The organism is Frigoribacterium sp. SL97 (assembly GCF_026625765.1).
In the GTDB taxonomy this organism is placed as follows: domain Bacteria; phylum Actinomycetota; class Actinomycetes; order Actinomycetales; family Microbacteriaceae; genus Frigoribacterium.
Map to the genome: position 1 here is coordinate 164,211 of NZ_CP113062.1, position 17,239 is coordinate 181,449.

The 17,239-nt window shown below is 65.7% G+C and carries 21 protein-coding genes; 10 read left to right on the forward strand and 11 right to left on the reverse strand.

Annotation, left to right across the window (positions count from 1 at the left end; translation table 11 throughout):
* From eno to OVA02_RS00795, 4 genes are all read left to right on the forward strand, one after another.
* Entirely contained in the window at positions 1–1,353 is a 1,353-nt protein-coding gene (gene eno / locus OVA02_RS00780; protein WP_267659011.1) for a phosphopyruvate hydratase, read from the forward strand.
* Positions 1,350–1,886 carry a fluoride efflux transporter FluC gene (locus tag OVA02_RS00785; protein WP_082460666.1) on the forward strand — a complete coding sequence of 179 codons (537 nt, stop codon included), beginning with the start codon at positions 1,350–1,352 and terminating at the stop codon, positions 1,884–1,886. The genes eno and OVA02_RS00785 overlap by 4 nt, the downstream gene beginning before the upstream one ends.
* Positions 1,883–2,260, forward strand: coding sequence for a fluoride efflux transporter FluC (locus OVA02_RS00790; RefSeq protein WP_307785063.1), 378 nt, complete (start codon positions 1,883–1,885; stop codon positions 2,258–2,260). Before OVA02_RS00785 ends, OVA02_RS00790 begins: the two co-directional genes overlap by 4 nt.
* Positions 2,261–2,417: 157 nt before the next feature.
* A complete protein-coding gene (locus OVA02_RS00795) occupies positions 2,418–2,861 on the forward strand; it encodes a hypothetical protein (protein ID WP_056228989.1) in 444 nt (147 codons plus the stop codon).
* Between the two features lie 33 nt (positions 2,862–2,894).
* Here OVA02_RS00795 and OVA02_RS00800 read toward each other — a convergent pair whose 3' ends face one another.
* Complete coding sequence (locus tag OVA02_RS00800) at positions 2,895–4,043, reverse strand: TDT family transporter (RefSeq protein ID WP_123570949.1); 1,149 nt, start codon at positions 4,041–4,043, stop codon at positions 2,895–2,897.
* 69 nt (positions 4,044–4,112) lie between these two features.
* Between OVA02_RS00800 and OVA02_RS00805 the strand changes: the two genes are divergently transcribed.
* The gene (locus tag OVA02_RS00805; RefSeq protein ID WP_267659012.1) at positions 4,113–5,021 is read left to right on the forward strand and encodes a LysR family transcriptional regulator; all 909 of its coding nucleotides are present in this window, start codon (positions 4,113–4,115) and stop codon (positions 5,019–5,021) included.
* A gap of 668 nt (positions 5,022–5,689) precedes the next feature.
* Here the strand turns inward: OVA02_RS00805 and OVA02_RS00810 are convergent.
* Both OVA02_RS00810 and OVA02_RS00815 read right to left on the reverse strand, forming a co-directional pair.
* A complete protein-coding gene (locus tag OVA02_RS00810; protein WP_056049969.1) occupies positions 5,690–6,175 on the reverse strand; it encodes a GNAT family N-acetyltransferase in 486 nt (161 codons plus the stop codon).
* 56 nt (positions 6,176–6,231) lie between these two features.
* Complete coding sequence (locus tag OVA02_RS00815) at positions 6,232–6,924, reverse strand: HAD family hydrolase (protein WP_082460665.1); 693 nt, start codon at positions 6,922–6,924, stop codon at positions 6,232–6,234.
* Between the two features lie 140 nt (positions 6,925–7,064).
* Between OVA02_RS00815 and OVA02_RS00820 the strand changes: the two genes are divergently transcribed.
* On the forward strand, positions 7,065–7,253 hold the full coding sequence (locus OVA02_RS00820; protein ID WP_056049963.1) for a hypothetical protein: 189 nt from the start codon (positions 7,065–7,067) through the stop codon (positions 7,251–7,253).
* Positions 7,254–7,286: 33 nt separating this feature from the next.
* On the opposite strand, the gene OVA02_RS00825 is transcribed toward OVA02_RS00820, so the two are convergent.
* The 4 genes from OVA02_RS00825 to OVA02_RS00840 all read right to left on the reverse strand — a co-directional run bounded on the left by OVA02_RS00825 (position 7,287) and on the right by OVA02_RS00840 (position 10,091).
* The gene (locus OVA02_RS00825; protein WP_162234627.1) at positions 7,287–7,820 is read right to left on the reverse strand and encodes an RNA polymerase sigma factor; all 534 of its coding nucleotides are present in this window, start codon (positions 7,818–7,820) and stop codon (positions 7,287–7,289) included.
* A gap of 53 nt (positions 7,821–7,873) precedes the next feature.
* Complete coding sequence (locus tag OVA02_RS00830; protein WP_267659013.1) at positions 7,874–8,422, reverse strand: hypothetical protein; 549 nt, start codon at positions 8,420–8,422, stop codon at positions 7,874–7,876.
* A gap of 876 nt (positions 8,423–9,298) precedes the next feature.
* Positions 9,299–9,778 (reverse strand): hypothetical protein, encoded by a 480-nt coding sequence (locus tag OVA02_RS00835; protein ID WP_267659014.1) that lies wholly within the window; start codon positions 9,776–9,778, stop codon positions 9,299–9,301.
* On the reverse strand, positions 9,699–10,091 hold the full coding sequence (locus OVA02_RS00840; RefSeq protein WP_324289759.1) for an alpha/beta fold hydrolase: 393 nt from the start codon (positions 10,089–10,091) through the stop codon (positions 9,699–9,701). The genes OVA02_RS00835 and OVA02_RS00840 overlap by 80 nt, the downstream gene beginning before the upstream one ends.
* Positions 10,092–10,423: 332 nt before the next feature.
* On the opposite strand from OVA02_RS00840, the gene OVA02_RS00845 reads away from it, so the two are divergent.
* Entirely contained in the window at positions 10,424–10,960 is a 537-nt protein-coding gene (locus OVA02_RS00845; protein ID WP_267659016.1) for a hypothetical protein, read from the forward strand.
* A 530-nt stretch (positions 10,961–11,490) separates the two neighbouring features.
* On the opposite strand, the gene OVA02_RS00850 is transcribed toward OVA02_RS00845, so the two are convergent.
* Positions 11,491–12,339 carry an SDR family oxidoreductase gene (locus tag OVA02_RS00850; RefSeq protein ID WP_192045225.1) on the reverse strand — a complete coding sequence of 283 codons (849 nt, stop codon included), beginning with the start codon at positions 12,337–12,339 and terminating at the stop codon, positions 11,491–11,493.
* A gap of 65 nt (positions 12,340–12,404) precedes the next feature.
* Between OVA02_RS00850 and OVA02_RS00855 the strand changes: the two genes are divergently transcribed.
* The 3 genes from OVA02_RS00855 to OVA02_RS00865 all read left to right on the forward strand — a co-directional run bounded on the left by OVA02_RS00855 (position 12,405) and on the right by OVA02_RS00865 (position 14,569).
* Positions 12,405–12,758, forward strand: coding sequence for a winged helix-turn-helix transcriptional regulator (locus tag OVA02_RS00855; protein WP_043595645.1), 354 nt, complete (start codon positions 12,405–12,407; stop codon positions 12,756–12,758).
* A gap of 98 nt (positions 12,759–12,856) precedes the next feature.
* Positions 12,857–13,708 (forward strand): hypothetical protein, encoded by an 852-nt coding sequence (locus OVA02_RS00860; RefSeq protein ID WP_267659017.1) that lies wholly within the window; start codon positions 12,857–12,859, stop codon positions 13,706–13,708.
* Between the two features lie 435 nt (positions 13,709–14,143).
* Positions 14,144–14,569: a hypothetical protein gene (locus OVA02_RS00865; RefSeq protein ID WP_056044661.1), complete on the forward strand. Its 426-nt coding sequence runs from the start codon at positions 14,144–14,146 to the stop codon at positions 14,567–14,569.
* Positions 14,570–14,612: 43 nt separating this feature from the next.
* Here OVA02_RS00865 and OVA02_RS00870 read toward each other — a convergent pair whose 3' ends face one another.
* The 3 genes from OVA02_RS00870 to OVA02_RS00880 all read right to left on the reverse strand — a co-directional run bounded on the left by OVA02_RS00870 (position 14,613) and on the right by OVA02_RS00880 (position 16,378).
* A complete protein-coding gene (locus tag OVA02_RS00870) occupies positions 14,613–15,119 on the reverse strand; it encodes a DUF805 domain-containing protein (RefSeq protein WP_056044664.1) in 507 nt (168 codons plus the stop codon).
* Positions 15,120–15,245: 126 nt separating this feature from the next.
* On the reverse strand, positions 15,246–15,809 hold the full coding sequence (locus OVA02_RS00875; RefSeq protein ID WP_056044666.1) for a hypothetical protein: 564 nt from the start codon (positions 15,807–15,809) through the stop codon (positions 15,246–15,248).
* Positions 15,809–16,378, reverse strand: coding sequence for a recombinase family protein (locus OVA02_RS00880; protein WP_267659018.1), 570 nt, complete (start codon positions 16,376–16,378; stop codon positions 15,809–15,811). The genes OVA02_RS00875 and OVA02_RS00880 overlap by 1 nt, the downstream gene beginning before the upstream one ends.
* Positions 16,379–17,239: the final 861 nt, after the last annotated feature.

Consider the following 17,239-nt stretch of genomic DNA (forward strand, 5'->3'; position numbering starts at 1 on the left):
ATGAACGACTACATCAGCAACCGCACCATCCACACCCATGACGTCGGCACCTACGTCACCCACGGCGGTGCACACCCCGTCCAGATCGTGTCCGCCCTCGGGCGGTCGATCTTGGACTCACGCGGATTCCCCACCGTCCAGGTCGACCTCGAACTCGCCGACGGCACCCTCGTCTCGGGCGCCGCCCCTGCGGGAGCCTCGACCGGTGCCCACGAGGCCGTGGAACTCCGAGACGGAGGTGCAGCGTTCGGTGGCAAGGGCGTCCGGAAAGCGGCAGAGATGGTCACCACCGAGATCAGCGACCTCCTGACCTCACGCCCGTGGGCCGGGATCAGCGAGATCGACCGTGCCCTCGCCGACCTCGACGGCACCCCGAACTGGTCGCGGCTCGGCGCCAACGCCGTCGTCGCCACGTCGATCGCGGCGTCCCGAGCGCTGGCCCGCGAAGCCGGCCTGTCCCTGCACCGGTGGATCGCCCTGCTGTCGGGGGCGAACGAATCGCTCCCCGTCCCGCACTTCAACGTCCTGAACGGAGGCGCCCGTGCAGCCAACGACCTCGATTTCCAGGAGTTCATGATCGCTCCCGTCGGGGCGACCAGTGAGGAGGAAGCGGTGCAGACCGGCGCAGAGGTCTACCATGCCCTGAAAGCGCTCGTACAGACCCGCTACAACACCGCGGGCCTCGGCGACGAGGGCGGCTTCGCCCCGGCGATCAGCAGCCCCGAGGACGCCCTCGACCTCATCGTCCAGGCGATCACCGACGCCGGCCACCGGGCGGCGCTCGACGACGTCGCGATCGCCCTCGACCCTGCCGCGAACGGGTTCGGCGACGGAGACGGCCGGTACCGGGTCGCCGGGCAGGACCTCGACCGTGCGGCCCTCGCGGACCGGTACGGTGCACTGCTCGACGCGTACCCGATCAGGAGCATCGAGGACGCGTTCCACGAGGACGACCACGACGGGTGGGCGCTGATGGCGTCGAGGTTCGGCGGCCGCGTGCAGCTCGTCGGCGACGACCTCTACGTGACCGACCCCGAAAGGATCGCCGAAGGTGCCGAGAAGGGCTGGTCGGACGCCGTCCTCATCAAGCCGAACCAGATCGGCTCCGTCAGCCAGACCCTCGACGCGATCGCCACCGCTCGGTCGCACGGCATGGCCTGCATGGTGTCGCACCGCTCCGGGGAGACCACCGACACGTTCATCGCCGACCTCGTCGTCGGCACCGGGGTCGGCCAGATCAAATCCGGTGCCCCCGCACGCGGGGAGCGGGTCTGCAAGTACAACCGCCTCACCGACATCGAAGCCGATCAGCCCGGACTCCCCTACGGCCTCAGCACGAAGGACGATGCATGACCACCCCCTCACCCGACTCACCGTTTCCGCCGCTGCCCTCGAGGAGAGGCGACGAGTTCGACGGGCTGGGCCAGAACCCGGACCTCGATGTCGACGACTCCACGGGCACCGAAAGGCCCGTGCACCTGCGGTGGCGGTTCATCGGATTCGTCACCCTCGGCGGCACGATCGGCACGGGATTGCGCGAAGCCCTGGCGTTGAGCTTCCCCGCGGCCCCGGGCAGCATCCCCGTCACGATCCTGCTGATCAATGTCGTCGGTGCGTTCGCGCTCGGGCTGCTCCTTGAGTCGCTGGTGCGACGAGGGCCGGACGCGGGTCGCCGACGCGACCTGCGCCTCCTCGTCGGAACAGGCGTTCTCGGCGGGTTCACCACCTACAGCGCCCTCGCGGTCGACACCGCGACCCTGCTCGGTGACGCGCTGCCGATCGCGATCGCCTACGGTGTGGGATCGGTCGTGCTCGGCGCCGTGGGTTCCTGGGCCGGCATCACCGGCGGTGCCGCCCTCCATCGCCGTTCTGAGGCGGCGTCGTGATCGCCCCGTGGCTCTTCGTCGCGATCGCGGTCGCCGGTGGCGTGGGTGCGGCCCTGCGCCTCGTCGTCGACGGCGTCGTCCGCAGCACGTGGTCGGCCCCCATCCCGCTGGCGACCCTGGTCATCAACGTCAGCGGGTCGTTCGTGCTCGGCTTGCTCACCGGTCTCGCCGACCACGCGGGGATGCCCCGAGAGTGGCTGCTCGTCGCGGGCGGCGGGCTCATGGGCGGCTACACCACGTTCAGCACCGCAAGCGTCGAGACCGTGCGCCTCGTAGCCGAGAAGAAATGGGTCGCGGGAATCGCCAACGGCGCGGGCATGCTGCTGCTCGCCGTCGCTGCCGGGCTCGTCGGCCTCACCATTGGCACGTCATGACACCCTTCTGCTGACGAGTCGCGAATGCTCGTGGGGGCTGCCGTCGGGGCATGCTCGTGGTTGCATCAGGTTCGCGGCCGCTTCGTGCAGCCGCACCAGTCGGCGGCCGCCGACTCCCCTTTCCGTTTCGACATACAAGTGCGCAGGAGAAAGCATCATGAGCAACACCGTCATCCATGACTTGGTTTCCGAGATGCTGGGTCGGCTTCCGTCCGGTGGAGGCATCGTGGCTGTGGATGGCGATGCTGGCGAGCAACTCTCGGACATGGGCAGTCAGTTGGCTCGGGAGATCAGCGCGAGAGGCCTCACGTCGTCGGTCCGATCATTCACGGGCGCAGACTTCGAGTCTTCACCCGCCGGCACGGACGTGCTGTTGGTCGTCGGCGAAGGCGCGTTGCAGCCTGGCGTCCGGACGCGGTGGAACTGGACTCTGTGGGTCGAGGCCTCCGGGGTGCGTGATCCGGCGAGCAACGACCGCAGTGCGGTGGCGTTCGAGAGCTACCGGTCGCGTGACGAGCCCAAGGGCGCCGCCTCGGCCATCGTCGACGTCAGTGACCCCGAGGCCTATCGCCGTGACTGGAACGACGCCTGTTCGATCTGAGTCGCTCCCCCCACGCACCCTCGTCGTCCGTGGTCAGGGCAGGGGACGGGGAGGCGCGAGGAGCGTTCCGCGGATGACGCTGCCGTGGAAGGTGCGCGCGGCGACCGTGATCCAGGCCCCGACGAGCCCGATGTAGAACACGACCGCCAGTACCTGCAGCGTGACGAGTCCCGTGTGCAGGGCCAGACCGTTCAGGCCTGTCACGCAGGTGCCGACGGGGAAGGTGAACGACCACCAGGTGAGTGAGAACGGGAGCCCCTGGCGGATGGTGTGGAGGGTGATGGCCGATGCCAGTGCCGCCCACATCAGGGCGAATCCCAGGGTGGGCACACCGTAGACGAGCCCGAAGACGAACAGGGCGTGCGAGGTTTCCTGGTCGACGGCGAGGTGGGCGTTGCCACCGAGAAGGTTGGCCGCGGTGATCGACTGCCCCAGGGGGCCGAGGACGATCCAGAGGGTCGGGACCATGCCGGCCGGGCCGATCTTGTGCTGGGCCAGGCGTGACCAGATCAGCGTGATGATCACGATCGACGCCAGCAACGACAAGCCGAACATCGCGTAGCACCCCCAGAGCATGTTCTGCCTTGCCTGCCCCGCGGGCAGGAAGGGCAGCAGCAGCGCACCGGTCGAGGCAGACACCATCGGAGGAACCACGGGCATGAGCCAGCCGCCGAACGCACTGTCGGGGGCCGTGTCGTGCCGGGTGAACGTCAGGTACGGGACCGCGATCGCGCTGACGAGGCCGAGCACCGTACCGATGGTCCACAACACCCAGTCGATGCCGACCGCCAGGGGCGTACCGAGGACGTCTTTCCCCAAGAGCAGGGTGCCCGCGCCGACGGTCAGCAGCGCCATGGGCGGTGCCCCGTAGAAGTGCGCCATCACCGGATTGAGTCGATGCCCCCGCGCGGTGGCCCGGTAACGCACCCAGTGCAGGACGGTCGCCGTGCTGAGAGCGACCAACAACACGCTGGCCAGTGCCCAGACGATGGTCGCGGCGGGGCGCAGCCCCGGGAACTGCAACGGCAGGGTCGCCGCGGCGTTGGCGACGATGCCCGTCCCCATGATCGACGCGAACCAGTTCGGGGTCAGGTTCGACACGATCTGCCCGCGGTGCTCGAGCTGGCGGAACAGACCGCGTGTGCGGGGTGGGGCGACATCCGGTGTGATCGTGGCAGGCATGCCTCGATCTTCGTACGTGCGTCCGGCTGCCGATACGGGCGGATGCTTGTGGTGTCACAATCGACTCTTGTGACCGGACTCCCTGTTGACCTCGAGACGCTCCGACTGCTGGAGGCGATCTCGAGATCGGGCAGTCTTGGCCGTGCCGCGACATCGGTGGGCATCAGCCAGCAGGCGGCATCGTCTCGCATCACGAGCACCGAGCGGCGGCTGGGTCGCACGTTGCTCGTCCGCTCTCGGGCCGGCTCGGCGCTCACCGAGCACGGACTCCTGGTGTGCGAGTGGGGCCGACCCCTGCTCGAGGCGGCGACCACCTTCGAACGATCGCTGCACACCCTGATGACCGGCGCCTCCGACGCTCTCCTCGTCGCGGCGAGTCAGACGGTGTCAGAGGCGCTGATGCCCCGCTGGATGACAGCGGCAGCGGATCGTGTCCGGGTGCGCCTGGAATCGGGCAACAGCGACTGGGTCGTCGACGAGGTCCGTTCGGGGCGCGCGCACCTCGGGTTCACCGAGACCCCCGATGAGGCCGACGGGCTCGCCAGCACCGTCCTGGGTGTCGACGAACTGCTCGTCGTCGTCTCGCCCGGGCACGCATGGGCATCGAAGTCCGAGCCCGTGACGGCAGCGCATCTCGCATCCACACCGCTCGTGTCTCGGGAGTCGGGCTCGGGCACCCGCCGGACCCTCGAGCTCGCCCTGGGGATCGACCCTGCCCTGATGGCAGAACCCGCTGCGCAGTTGTCGTCGACGGGCGCCATCCGGGCGGCCATCGCCGGCGGTGTGGGTCCGGGAGTCATCAGCTCGTTGCTGGTCGAGGACGACCTCCGTGCCGGGCGCCTCGTCACCGTCCCGGCAGCCGTCGACCTGAGGCGCCCGTTCCGCGCTGTGTGGTCGGCCGGTCTGAGCGCCGGGGCGCAGGATCTCCTGGCCGTGATCGCCGCGTCGCAGCACAGCCCCGACTCCTCGCCGAGATGATCAGAGAAGCGAAGCGTGCCGTAGGGCCGTGACGGCCCGCAGGTGCTTCTCGCCGGCGCGGGTGGCGTTCGCCGGCGACAGATGGGGTGCCGCGAGCACGGGCACGACCCTCGCACGCGGTTCCAGGGTGAAGTACCTCATCACGCCCGTCAGGGCCGGAGTGCCGAAGGTCACGATCGCCCGCAGCTGCGGCAGAGAAACGAGCAGCTGAGCCAGGGCAGGGCGTGCCTCGTCGAGATCGGTGACGGTCGGCGCCCGACCAAGGGCCCACGGGACGATGTTCCATCGCAGGGTAGACGTTCCTGCCCAGACCCGACTCGATCCGTGCTCGCCTGAACGCAGACGCCGTCGGCCCCGGGTTGTCCTCACTGCTGATCGCGTCCTCGCCCTGCTTGATCGTGGCAGGACCGGGTGATTCCATCAGCACGAGAACTGTCGCCGCTGCTCCTCCACCTGATGGGTCGAAGCCCGGCACGAAGCGCGCACGTCCTGGTCCGGAGCTCCGCCATTCCGATACGAGCTGATCGAGGCCCCTGGGCTGCTGCATCCCTAGACGCTACGACGTTAGGGACCGTTTCCACCCACGCTCACCGACGACACGGAACGACCACGACGGCGTCCTCTCCGAGTGCGCTCGCCCCACAGCAAGTGATCCAGTGGGGGATCCCCTATCGGGCGGTCAGGACTCGTTCGTAGAGAACGAGAGAGCCGCTTCGTTGCACTTCGGCGAGGCCGCCTTTGATGAGGACGCGACGGGAAGCGACGTTGTCGGCTTCCGTGTCCGCCGCTGCGATCGTTGCCCCGCGCAGACGAGCGTGTTCGAGCGCGAGCAGGACAGCCGACGACGCCAGGCCCTCGCCTCGAGCCGAAGGAACCAACCCGTACCCGAACTCGACTCGCCCGTCGGCGTCAGGAGGACCGAAGAACCCGAGGCCCCCCACCGCCATCCCGTTCGACGACCTTCGGACGACGTACATCGTGAAGTCCGGGTCAGGGGCCGCTGACGCAGCCAATGATCTCAATGGATCGATCTCGTCGAGGAACGGGTACTCGGCATGCCACCGGTCACCGGGTCGCTCGTCACGAGCCACGATGCGCCGGGCAAGTGCCGGCGTGATGGGCTCCAAAGCGACTGTGCTGCTCCTCAGGATCATGCGCCGATCCTCTCAGGACGAGGAGCGAGCTTCCGCCCCGATCGACGACCGATCGGCTATCGGGCACCCGCAGACCTCGCGATCGCGCACCCGACCAACTCAGCGATCCGAAGCTCACGGGGCCTGTGGCCATCGACCAGCAGCGCCTGCATACCGGCTGCCCTCGCTCCGTCAACGTCCTTCTTCGCGTCGTCGCCGACGAACAGGCATGCCCCCGGCTCGACTTCGAGCTCAGAGGCAAGAACGGCGAAGGCCCTCACGTCGGGCTTCGAGAAACCGATGCGCTCAGACGTGCAGACGACATCGAACTCGTCGAGGAGACCTGTGCGCCGGAGCTTCGCCAGCTGCTGAGCCTCTGTCCCGTTCGTCAACAGCCCGATGTGATGACCGGACGCGCGCAGGCTCTGGAGAAGCGGAAGCGCATCGGGGAATGCCCGCCATGACGACTCGTACGCCCGCAGATAACCGCCGAACAGCTCGTCGACATCGACGTCACTGGCAGGGACATCGACCCCTAGCGCTGGGAGGACCGAGCGAAGCCGCTGACGGCGCTGCTCCGAGAAGCTGATCTCACCCGACCGCCAACGCTCGAAGTTCTCCTCCTCGGCGTCGAACCATCTCGAAAGAGTCGAGTCCGACGCGACCACGCCGAGCGAACCGAGGAAGTAGGCCGCGGCAGATCGGGCTGAACCGTGGTGATCGAACAGCGTCCCGTCGAGGTCGAAGCCGACCGCACCCACTCGCGTCACCGATCAAGTCTAGAAGTGGACCGGTGGCCGATCGTCTATCGAGACACTCTGAAGCTAGAGGTCGCGTTCCTTGGCCCCCTAGCGGGCGGCCGCTATGACGACTAGCCAAACCGCTCGCAGAGCTGCACTACGGTTCGAGCATGGAGACCGTTCCGCTCGTCATGACCGTAATCGGCGCTCTCATCGTCGCGGCAGGCTTCGCCTACACGTTCAACCTCAGGAAGCGAGGCGGGGTGCGATCGGGAAGTCGCCCCTTCTTAGCCATGACCATCACGATCGGACTCGGAACCGGAATCCTCGTAGCAGGCGTCATCGCCGCCCTGAGCTGACTCGCGAACCCCTAGCTAATGGCCGATCGCCTATCAGGCATCGGTGGTGCCAATGACACGCCCGCGGAATGCGCCGGGCACGTCACGCGGGCCCTTGTCGGCAAGTTGATCGTGGAGGACCTTCCGGGCTCGGGAAAGGCGGGCACGAACTGACGTGGCCCGCTTTCCAAGGATTAAAGCCACTTCTTCCTGGGTGAAACCGTCCCAGTAGACGAGGCGCACGATCTCCCGATCTACCACCGGAAGCTGCTCAATTGCCGCTCGTACGTAGGCGACTCTTTCCATGTTCTCGGTTGAGGCATGTTGCTCGAGGGCATCGGCAGACACAGTGAGCCGAAGGCGTGCGCTCAAGGCGGTCCGCCGGGTTCGACCTCGTAGGTGTTGCGAGAGTTTTTTGCGAGCGATGCCAAACAGCCAGGCACGAAGCATGTCCGGTTCGATTGTGCGGGTCGTGCTCGATTGCCAGGCTGCGAGGAACGTTTCACTGACGAGATCCGCTGCGTCCTCGGCTGGTACGTCACGTCGTATGAAGAACCCGAGCAGCCCTCTAGCCTCGTTGCGGAACAAGTCAGCGAGATCTGCGCCTACTTCTCTGTGAGGGTGAGGCTTCGTCGTTCCCGTCAATGGAGTTGTCCGTCGCAGTCCGAATCGATCTCTGCCCAGCCACTCACGGTGCCGGCGGGCAGGCCGAGTTCGTCGGATACATCCATGACGATGAACTCGAGCATGGACACGGACAGTGCCGATTCGTCTTCGAGGGGCTGCTGATCTCCGATTCCCGGGATTTGCGCTGTTGACTGCACTGACTGGGGGAGATCGCCGGGGGTGCCTGCCTTGTCGCCAGCCAGAACAAGGGCGTATTCGTAAATGCGCTGACCGAGACCGCTCGTGGTGAAGTCGGCATTTCGGTAGTAAGTGGAGACCTCGGTGAACCTGGGCGAGAAGTACGAGCTTTCGATGGTGGCAGTGCACGAGACTGTGACCCCAGTGTCGGTGACGTACTCGACGGGGATCGGGGTCTCGATTCGTGTCAGCCCGTCGACGGCGACTGCGCCGGCCGTTGAGTGCTCCGACGGCAAGAATGCTGCCGGGCACGAGCCAGAGTGCTTTTCGGCGCCGGGGAAGCCGCCGGCTCCCAGTGGCAACGCGAGTCTCTGCCACAAGAGCATCGAGTGCCGCCTCCGTAGCGACTGAGGTGGTAAACGCCGGGCGGCTCCCAGCGAGGAGTTCGTCAACATTGTGCTTGGGCAAGGTGATCCGATCCAACCGATGACCGCGGGCTCTCCGCTGTCACAGAAGTAATGTCCAGTGAGCACCAAAGTGTGACGTCGTGAATCGACTTTTCCTCTTTCGTAATTCCTCGAAGTGCAGGCCGTGGCCCAGCAACACTCGGTCACCGAAGATAGATCGTCTATTGGAGGTCATGTCGGCAGGAGTGAAAGTGTGACGAGCAGCTTGGGAGGGTCGCCGCATCAGACGAAGTAGAGGACTCCGGCCACGGCCACCACAAAGCACAGCGGAACGGCTCCAAACACTGTGACTCGCCGACTGGCGGGCATCGACCGCGGTTCTTGAGCGCTCAGCCATGCCATCACCAGAACTGTCACGCCCGCAAGGGTGGTAATCGCCGAAACCATGAGAACGGATGCGTCGGCAGGGAGCATGGCGCAGGCCGACGGACGGTCGTCGTAGGAGCAGGACCGCCAGGGCTGCAACAAGAAAAGAGTCAAGACGAGAGCGCCCGTAACACCGGTGACCGCACCCAGCGCCATGAAAGTTCGTCGCGTCCTCATGGCTTAACCGTAGAGCTGGCAGCCAATCGCTCTCCTTGGATGACGGAACAGCTTGCAGAAGGGCAGGCTCACGGAGCACCAGATCCGGCCTAACGACATTGACCTGCCACCAACTCAGCCCATCGACATCAGTCACTGGCTAACGCATGGCGATGCGGCAGATCGGTAACGGAGATCGCTAGAGCGAGGTTACAAACGGTGCCCGATAGACGATCCCCTATCGGGACGCCGTGGCGCTTGGGGCGACTGTGCTCAGCCAGTGACGACGCTGCGGAGCGCATCGAGCCATTGATCGAAGGCGTCGAGGTGCGCGTCGTGAGATGCGGCCGTGAGATCGACGCGTCGAACCGCGTGGCCCCGACGCACGAACTCCGTTTTTTGCTCCTCCGAGAACATGCCGCCGTCCGCGTATAGCACGAGGGCTGGCACGGTGACACTCTCCCACTCGGCCCAGCGCGACTCACCGACGGCTTCGATCGTGGCCTGCATGACGTCGGCGTCGAAGCGGGGATACAAGCCATCCGCCCGTTCTTCGAGGTCCTCGACCCATGCACGCTCGAGGGGCCCATCACCGAGAGCCGCCGCGGCTTCTGCGCGATCAGTGAAGGGGACTGCCCATGAACGGAAGAAGTCGCCAAGGGCTCGGTGCTCATCAGTCGTTCCACCACCCTGGTTCCCTTCGAGCAGGACGAGCCGCCGGATGAGGTCCGGGCGCGCCGCGGCGACGAGCATCGCCGTGTGAGCTCCCATCGACTGGCCGGCGAGAGTCCACCGGCCCCGACGTTTCCTTGCTGATGACAGTCACGACATCGAACACGTACGCCTCGCGAGAGGTGTCTGCCGGCTTGGTCGTGCTGTGTCCATGGCCTCGCTGATCGATGAGGATGACCCGCCGCCCGGCCAGACCCTCTGCGGTGCGGACGAACTCGCGGCTGCTCCCTGCGAGCCCGTGAAGGAGGACGACTGCTGGCTCGACGCCGTCGAAGACCGTGTAGGCGATCGTCACCCCGTCGTCGACTGTCGTCTGCTTCATCGCTGAAACCATGACGTGAGCCTACGGGCACCGCTCTATCGAGCATCAGCGCCGTGCGCACAACGATCCTCTATCGGCACAGCTCGTGAGATCGACTCCCGAACTACGGCCCACGACACCTCGTACGGTTGGGGCATGGACGCGTTGTCTAGCGCCGCCCTTTTCGTTGTAATCACAAGCGCGATTCTTTACGCGCTCTACTGGGTGATTCGACGTGCCGTTGCAGCCGGCATCAAAGACGCAGAGGATCGTCCGTAGCCGGATCCCCTATCGGGCACTGCTTCGTGGGCTGGCTCCGTGGAGCAACGCAACGTGAAGCAGACGGTCCCTCCTGGGGTTGACCGATGCTCGAAGCCGGTACGTGCATCGCGGTATGGCACGCTGACCTGGTGCCTCCACTGCGCCCCGCCCGACCACGTGGACCCTTCTTCTTCCGACTACAGCGCTGGGGTCAACTGGCCGCGTATGTCTCTTGCATTGCCTTGGCGGCGTTCTTCATCGTCATCTCCGCATTCGCCGCGCATGATCGAGGTGAGCCCAAGATCTGGGGCACGTTCACGGAGGAGAGACGGGAATTGGCCGGCCGCCGTGGCGGTGACGTCATCATCGGCCGGTGGATTTCCGCTGACGCGCACGTAACGCTTGACGACGTCGTCTTGACAGGTTCCACCGGGCCGGACGGACACGCCTATGCCTACGCCCAGCCCACCGCCTACCTCGGCCCCAACGAAACAGTCAACGATGGCCAGTCCGAATGGGTGGGTTACGTCCTTCCACCGGTGTTCGCAGTGCTGTCGATCGCATTCCTTGTCCTTTTGCTCTGGGCCTGGGGCGACCTCGCTGCCGTGGTGTCTTGGCTCCGAGGGCTTCGACGGACTTAGCCTGCGTCACGGCGGTTGAGGACCCCACGGTTCGTCCTAGATGTCGATCGTCTATCGGGCATGCGACGGCCCGTGCCCGCTTGTCAAGGCAATCAAGACTGCGCGAACCAAGCGACCATGCAAACCAGCCCCACAACAGCAATAGAGACCGTAAGCACAGCGAGGCGGAGGCGACGCTCTTTCGACACCGCCTTGCCACCACTGAAGCGAGCGGCCGTGACTACGTTCATCCCAACGGCGACGACGACGCACACAAGCCCGATCACTAGGAGAAGATCTGCGGGTGCCATGGCACTCATCTTGCTCTACCACCTCGCCTGGCCTCGCGTGCCCGGCCTCGTTCCACCTGCTTTTAGCTCACCTCATCGGCGCATAGCCCGGCAGGCGATCCCCTATCGGGCATGCAGAAACGATCGTTTGTGACTAGCGCCGACGAACACCACGAGCGGGCCCTGGCCAGATCAGAACCGCTCCCCAACTGAAGATCGCCTTGGTCGGGGAGCAGCCCTTGCTGTCGTACAGCGAACGGGTCAGGCCCGGAGGTCCTTGAGCCACTGCTCGACCGTGCGCGGGCTCAGCCCGAGCTGCTGCTGTGCGCTCGTGGCAGGGTCGATGAGCTCGGAGGGCAGGGTGGCCCGCCACCGGTACGAGGCCACGACAGGGTCCGCTCCGGCTGAGCCGAAGAGGGGCTCGATGACGCGGCCGAAGTCGTCGACGTCCTGCGCCTCGAACCGCACGCTCGTGCCCGAGGCTGCGGCGAAGCCAGCCGCGAGGTCGGAGCCCACGAGGCCGGGCAGCGCACCGACCCCGACGACACCGGTCACGGAGCCGTCCTGCAGCAGTCGCGCGACGACGTCGGCCACGTCGAGGTGCGAGCTCCACGACACGGCGTAGTCGTCACGGATCGGGTAGCGGAGGACGCCCTCCTGCTCCACGCCCGCGGCGACCGGCGGCAGCAGCAGGTTCTCGAGGAAGAGGCGCGGGGCCGCGACGGCGACGGAGACCCCGGTCGCCCGCAGACCGGCAGTGAGGACGCCGACGGGACTCTCAGCCGCACCGTCGCCCTCCGTCGGGTACCCGCTGGTCGAGACGACCACTCGGGCCGGCCGTGCCTGCTCGACGGCTGCGACGACCGTCCGGGCATGCGCGAGCTGCTGGGCGGCGTCGCCGACCGGAAGGTGCACGAAGACGCCGTCGACGCCCGCGTAGGCCGCCGCGAGGGACGCTACCGACATCAGGTCGACGGCGACGGGCGCGCCGCCTCCCTCATAGGCGGACGGGTCGCGGACCGCCGCGGTGACGGCGGCGCCGGAAGCGAGAAGGGATGCGACGACGGGGGAGCCCTGGGCGCCAGTAGCGCCGTGGATGAGATAGGTCATGAAGCTATCAATGCATCTGGTGCACCAGTTACGTCAACTGCACCAATGGCGTACTGTCCATGTTCATGGCTTTCTGTGGGGAGATCTGGCCCGAGTGCGGCATCGCGAAGTTCCTGACACTGCTCGACGGCCCCTGGGCAACGCTCATCGTGCGAGAGCTCCTCGAGGGCCCGGCTCGTTTCACCGAGCTAAAGGAGGCGCTGCCCGGCATCAGCGCGCACACCCTCACCAACCGCCTCCGGAAGTTCGAGACGTCGGGCCTCGTCACCAGGACGGCGTACTCCGAGATCCCGCCGCGCGTCGTCTACGAGCTCACCCCGACGGGGCAGGGGCTCCGGCCCGTGCTTGAGTCGATGAACGCCTGGGCGCTGTCCGTCCCGCCGACACCCGACGCAGAGATCGAGGTGGTTCCTCGGTAGAGGATCCCCTTTCGGACGAGCCCTGAGGCTTGAACACGCTCAGAAAGTCGCTCGGAGCGGCCAGCCGGCCGGCAAATAACGCTGGCTAGGGTGAGCGCATGCGTACATGGGATTTTTATCGTCCAGGTGAGGAGGTGGTGTCTAACGCCTGGGGCTCGGAGGTGACGCAACAGTCCGCGATAGATGTGGATCTCCTCGAGGGACTGTTGGACGGCCCGAACCCGGCGCACGGAGACATCGAGATCGTGGTGCCGTTAGCTCGATTCGTACACGACGAGTACGAGGCCTATGGCACCCATGGGTCGCCGCTGAGCAATGACGATTCGCGCCTACTTCTCCGTGCGCTAAAGGCGGTCCTCGAGCGCCTTGGCATTGACACCTTCGATCCGCCGTTCCGGGACTACGAGACGTTCCGCAAGTACTGGCGGGCAAATGACGGTCACGGCAGCTGGCAGGCCAGACGCGACATGCTCCACGACAAATTCGACACGCTCCACGAGATGCTCGACGCTCGTGAGACAGATTCGCTTGCCGGTGCGCTGGCCGATCCCATCTCGCCGCGGAAGGCCACCGGCTGGCAACGCGTGGACGAGGAGCTGAACGAGATGCGGCGACACTTCCAGGCTGCTCGAACAGAGCAGGACTATTCAAACGTTGGGAACGACGCCGTGGCCGCACTCGAGGCGCTCTCTTCGGCCTCATACGAGCACACCCGCCACGGCGAACCTGGCACCGATGAACCGCCGGTGCCCAACACAAAGTCCCGCCTTGGCCGCGTGGTCGAGGTCGAGCTACCTGGGTCCGAGAACGCCGAGCTGCGCAAAGTCGTCCGCGCGGCAATCGAGCTCGCGCAGGCTACGAAGCACCGCAGGAACGGTGATCGGCGCTCGGCAGGAATGGCGGCTGACGCGGTCCTGCTCGTTGTGAATCTGGTTCGCCGACTTCGGTGATCTCCAGCCGGGTCCTCGTCCCCGTAGTCGATCCCCTATCGGGCCCCGCCCTTCCGCCTCGACCACGCTGTCGAAGTTCGCTAACTTCAGACATCACTTACTTCTCGGAGGCGCCGTGCTCTCGATCGTCATCGCCCCAGTGGCCCTCATCATCGTGCTGGCCCTGCTCGGGATGGCCATCCTCGGGACTGCCAGAACCAGTCCTACCCAGAAGCGCCAGGATGCTGAGGCGAGAGAGCGTCGGCAGGCCCGTGCAGATCGAGGGAGGACAGGTGACGCGACCGCGAACACCGCTACGACCTTGGGCTCTCCAGGCGACGAGGCGGTCCGCTAGCCGATCCCCTATCGGGCGCCGTGGAGGAGCCTGGTCGGCGCTCGCCCACGTCGACGGATAGACAGATAGGAAATGAGCGTTCCATCCAGCATCCTGTTCTCATGACCACACGGACGGAGGCTGACAGCAGCGTCGTGCTCTGGCGGCCCACGGGCCCGGAGGAACTCGAGCTCGTCGAGGCGAGTGGCTGGTCGCTGTGGCCCCCGAGACTGCCGGATCAGCCAATCTTCTACCCGGTGTTGAACGTGGACTACGCTGCGCGCATCGCCCGAGACTGGAATGTGAGGGCCTCGGGCGTTGGCCATGTCACTCGGTTCTCGGTGCGTCGAAGCTTCCTCGAGGGCTTCGATGTCCAGCAGGTGGGTGGGCGAAGCATCCTTGAGTACTGGATCCCGGCGGAACGCCTCGACGAACTCAACGCGAATCTCGTGGGGCCCATCACGCTCGTCAGCACGTTCCGTCGCGATGACGCCGACGGCGAGATCAAAGAGTTCCGCGAGGAGTCGCCCGCCCGTAATGCGCCGTGAGGAAGTGCCCGGGGAGCGGCCGTCTATTGGGACGACGGGCGACTCATCGCACCGCCTGTGCCCTATCGACTGAAGGCAGGGCGAGAAGGACCGCGAGCACGGCGTTGCCTAGCGGCACGGCAGCCAGGAGTACCCACCACCCCGATCTGCCGGTGTCGTGCAGGCGTCGAACGCTGATCGCGATCCAGGGCATGAGTGACGCGAGCGCTAAGACGGTGAAGATGCCCAAGGCGATCTGTGCTCCGAGCGGCAGGATAGAGAGGAGGTAGCCCCACACTGGAAACGGGTTGAAGGCTTCGAGGGCTTGCTCGACCTGGAGCGGCGGTGCGGCTAGGCCTGACGGGTCCGTGAGCAACGTCAGCACACCTGCCCCGAAGGCGATGTTGGCGACGAGGCTGATGAGGAACCACCACAATGCCCAGAACCAGAACTCGGCCCGAGCTGCCTTACCTCGGAAGATGGCGTAGCCTCGCCAAAACCTGACGAAGGAAGCACCGAAGGTCGCCTGATGCCACGGCGTGCCTACGGGTGGCTGGGCAACAGAGTCCATGGGCCCTTTCTACCGACATCGACTACTGAGCGCCCTGCCCAGCGCCAGGGGTCGCGTAGCCGGATCGGTTACTGCGACATGCCCATCTCGCGCTTCTGTCCTCTGCGCCTGCCCGGTCTTCTGGCGCTACTCATGCAAGGGCCCGGGCACGGCGAGCAAGTCGGCGGCCTCGGTGGCCATGAGATCCGCCCTCTCTTCTGGTGGTAGCTCGTCGACACGGCTCATGATCAGCAAGGCCTCGACCCCAGGCACCCACGTGTCATCCCTGAATCTGGAACTGAATCCTCGCAAGGCTTCCGAAAGCTGCAGAAGCCTGTTGTTGCGGCCAGCGATCAAGCGCAGACTCTCGACAACCAGAGCACGCCGGCCCCCCTCGTCATCGTCGGTGGCCAACCCTAGATCGGTCCCGATCGCGAGGAGGTATCGAAGGTTCTCGCTGGGAGGCAGGCTCTTGGACTCTCCAGCGAGAAGGCGAATGTTCAAGCTGTCATGGCTCGCCATCAGCCAAGCGACGGCAAGCTCAGGGCCGCACCATTCATCGGCGTCTCGTGTGAGCGCGACGAGCAGCAGGATCGCGATCACGTCCCGATCGGTCACCTCAGATTCCACAAATCCGCCATGGTCGACAACAGCGTCGTCTTCCGCGACCAACGGTCTCGTTCTCGCCTTGCCCGGCTTGAGGAACCACATCAGGGCTGCTCCCCTCGTTGAACCGCACGATAGACAGTCGAGCGGGCCACGCCGAAGAGCTCAGCGATCTCGCTCGTCGCGTGGGCGCCGGTGCGGTGGAGCTGCACGAGGTGCTTCTCCTGCGAGGGGGTGAGCTTGGGCTTGCGGCCGCGGAGCTTGCCGGCGGCCTTGGCGATCGCCATGCCCTCGCGGGTGCGGGCACGGATCAGGTCGGCTTCGAACTCGGCCACCATGCCGAGGACGTTGAACAGGAGCCGGCCAACAGGGTCGGTGGGGTCGTAGACCGCTCCCCCGAGGTTCAGCGCGACGCCCTTCTTGGTCAGCTCGTCCGCGATGGCTGTCGCGTCGCGCAGTGAGCGGGCGAGGCGGTCGAGCTTGGTGACGACCAGGACGTCGCCGGCACGGCACGCAGCTAAAGCTTCGCGGAGTCCGGGCCGCGCTCGAGTCGTGCCCGAGAGGCCGTGGTCAACATGGACGTGTTGCTCGTCAACGCCAAGTACTGCAAGACCGTCACGTTGTGCTGCGAGATCCTGCCCCGAGGTCGAGACGCGGGCGTATCCGATGAGCATTCGACGACTGTAGCGTTCAGACCCCCGTCACCGGGCATTTTTGCGGGACAGGCATACGCGAATCCGCAGGCCAGGCGCCACTTGACCTCAACCGGCCCTGGACAGCTCTAGAAGGTGTCCCGATGAACGACCGTCTATCGGACACTGAAATCGAAACGTAGAGACCCCGGTGCACATTCGAGGTGCGGGTATTCCGACGCATGTGGCGCATTGTCGGTCTGCCAGTCGCGGCCGTACCGCATAGTTGGGGACGTGCCGGCACCCGAGATCATCTCCCTAGACCCAGCGGCAAGAGCGTTTTACGGTCTTCTGGCGGCTGGGATGGTCGTTGTTTTCGGGGGCACGACCATCTTCATTTCTGGGCTTCCCGGGCAAATCGCGTTCGGTGTTCTGGCAGGCGCGTGCATCGTCTTACTTGTTCGCCTCCTGCGTTTATCCCTCACTCTTTCTGACGACGAAGCTGTCATCCGTGGCCTGTTCCGAACGACTCGCATCAATCGGGAGCACGTCAGGTTGTTGCGAGAGCACGCATATCTCGAGTGGACGGATGAGCTGGGCTTCGGACACTCCACACCCGTGCTGGCCCTCATGCTGAGCTTTTTGCAGCCAACGTCTCGTCGCCCTGCGGGCAGAGGGCACGAAGTCGCGCGACGCATCGACTCGTGGATTGACGGAACTGTAAAGCGGGCCTAGCCGAAGCTAGGCCCGACCTTTCCTGTCTAGCTACTTCTTCTTGCGATGCTGGATGACCAACACGGCGATGAAGACAATCGTGACGATGGCGACGGCGATGGGCCACCAACCATTTGCACCAGCTGCATACACGGGCTTATCCCTCCGAAATGATTGCTCCGGCCGTTT

Coding starts and splice junctions, on each gene's coding strand:
- eno (WP_267659011.1), top strand. CDS start 1: ATGAACGACTACATCAGCAACCGCACCATCCACACCCATGACGTCGGC.
- OVA02_RS00785 (WP_082460666.1), top strand. CDS start 1,350: ATGACCACCCCCTCACCCGACTCACCGTTTCCGCCGCTGCCCTCGAGG.
- OVA02_RS00795 (WP_056228989.1), top strand. CDS start 2,418: ATGAGCAACACCGTCATCCATGACTTGGTTTCCGAGATGCTGGGTCGG.
- OVA02_RS00800 (WP_123570949.1), bottom strand. CDS start 4,043: ATGCCTGCCACGATCACACCGGATGTCGCCCCACCCCGCACACGCGGT.
- OVA02_RS00810 (WP_056049969.1), bottom strand. CDS start 6,175: ATGATCCTGAGGAGCAGCACAGTCGCTTTGGAGCCCATCACGCCGGCA.
- OVA02_RS00820 (WP_056049963.1), top strand. CDS start 7,065: ATGGAGACCGTTCCGCTCGTCATGACCGTAATCGGCGCTCTCATCGTC.
- OVA02_RS00830 (WP_267659013.1), bottom strand. CDS start 8,422: ATGCTCTTGTGGCAGAGACTCGCGTTGCCACTGGGAGCCGGCGGCTTC.
- OVA02_RS00835 (WP_267659014.1), bottom strand. CDS start 9,778: ATGCTCGTCGCCGCGGCGCGCCCGGACCTCATCCGGCGGCTCGTCCTG.
- OVA02_RS00840 (WP_324289759.1), bottom strand. CDS start 10,091: ATGGTTTCAGCGATGAAGCAGACGACAGTCGACGACGGGGTGACGATC.
- OVA02_RS00845 (WP_267659016.1), top strand. CDS start 10,424: ATGCTCGAAGCCGGTACGTGCATCGCGGTATGGCACGCTGACCTGGTG.
- OVA02_RS00850 (WP_192045225.1), bottom strand. CDS start 12,339: ATGACCTATCTCATCCACGGCGCTACTGGCGCCCAGGGCTCCCCCGTC.
- OVA02_RS00855 (WP_043595645.1), top strand. CDS start 12,405: ATGGCTTTCTGTGGGGAGATCTGGCCCGAGTGCGGCATCGCGAAGTTC.
- OVA02_RS00860 (WP_267659017.1), top strand. CDS start 12,857: ATGCGTACATGGGATTTTTATCGTCCAGGTGAGGAGGTGGTGTCTAAC.
- OVA02_RS00865 (WP_056044661.1), top strand. CDS start 14,144: ATGACCACACGGACGGAGGCTGACAGCAGCGTCGTGCTCTGGCGGCCC.
- OVA02_RS00870 (WP_056044664.1), bottom strand. CDS start 15,119: ATGGACTCTGTTGCCCAGCCACCCGTAGGCACGCCGTGGCATCAGGCG.
- OVA02_RS00875 (WP_056044666.1), bottom strand. CDS start 15,809: ATGTGGTTCCTCAAGCCGGGCAAGGCGAGAACGAGACCGTTGGTCGCG.
- OVA02_RS00880 (WP_267659018.1), bottom strand. CDS start 16,378: ATGCTCATCGGATACGCCCGCGTCTCGACCTCGGGGCAGGATCTCGCA.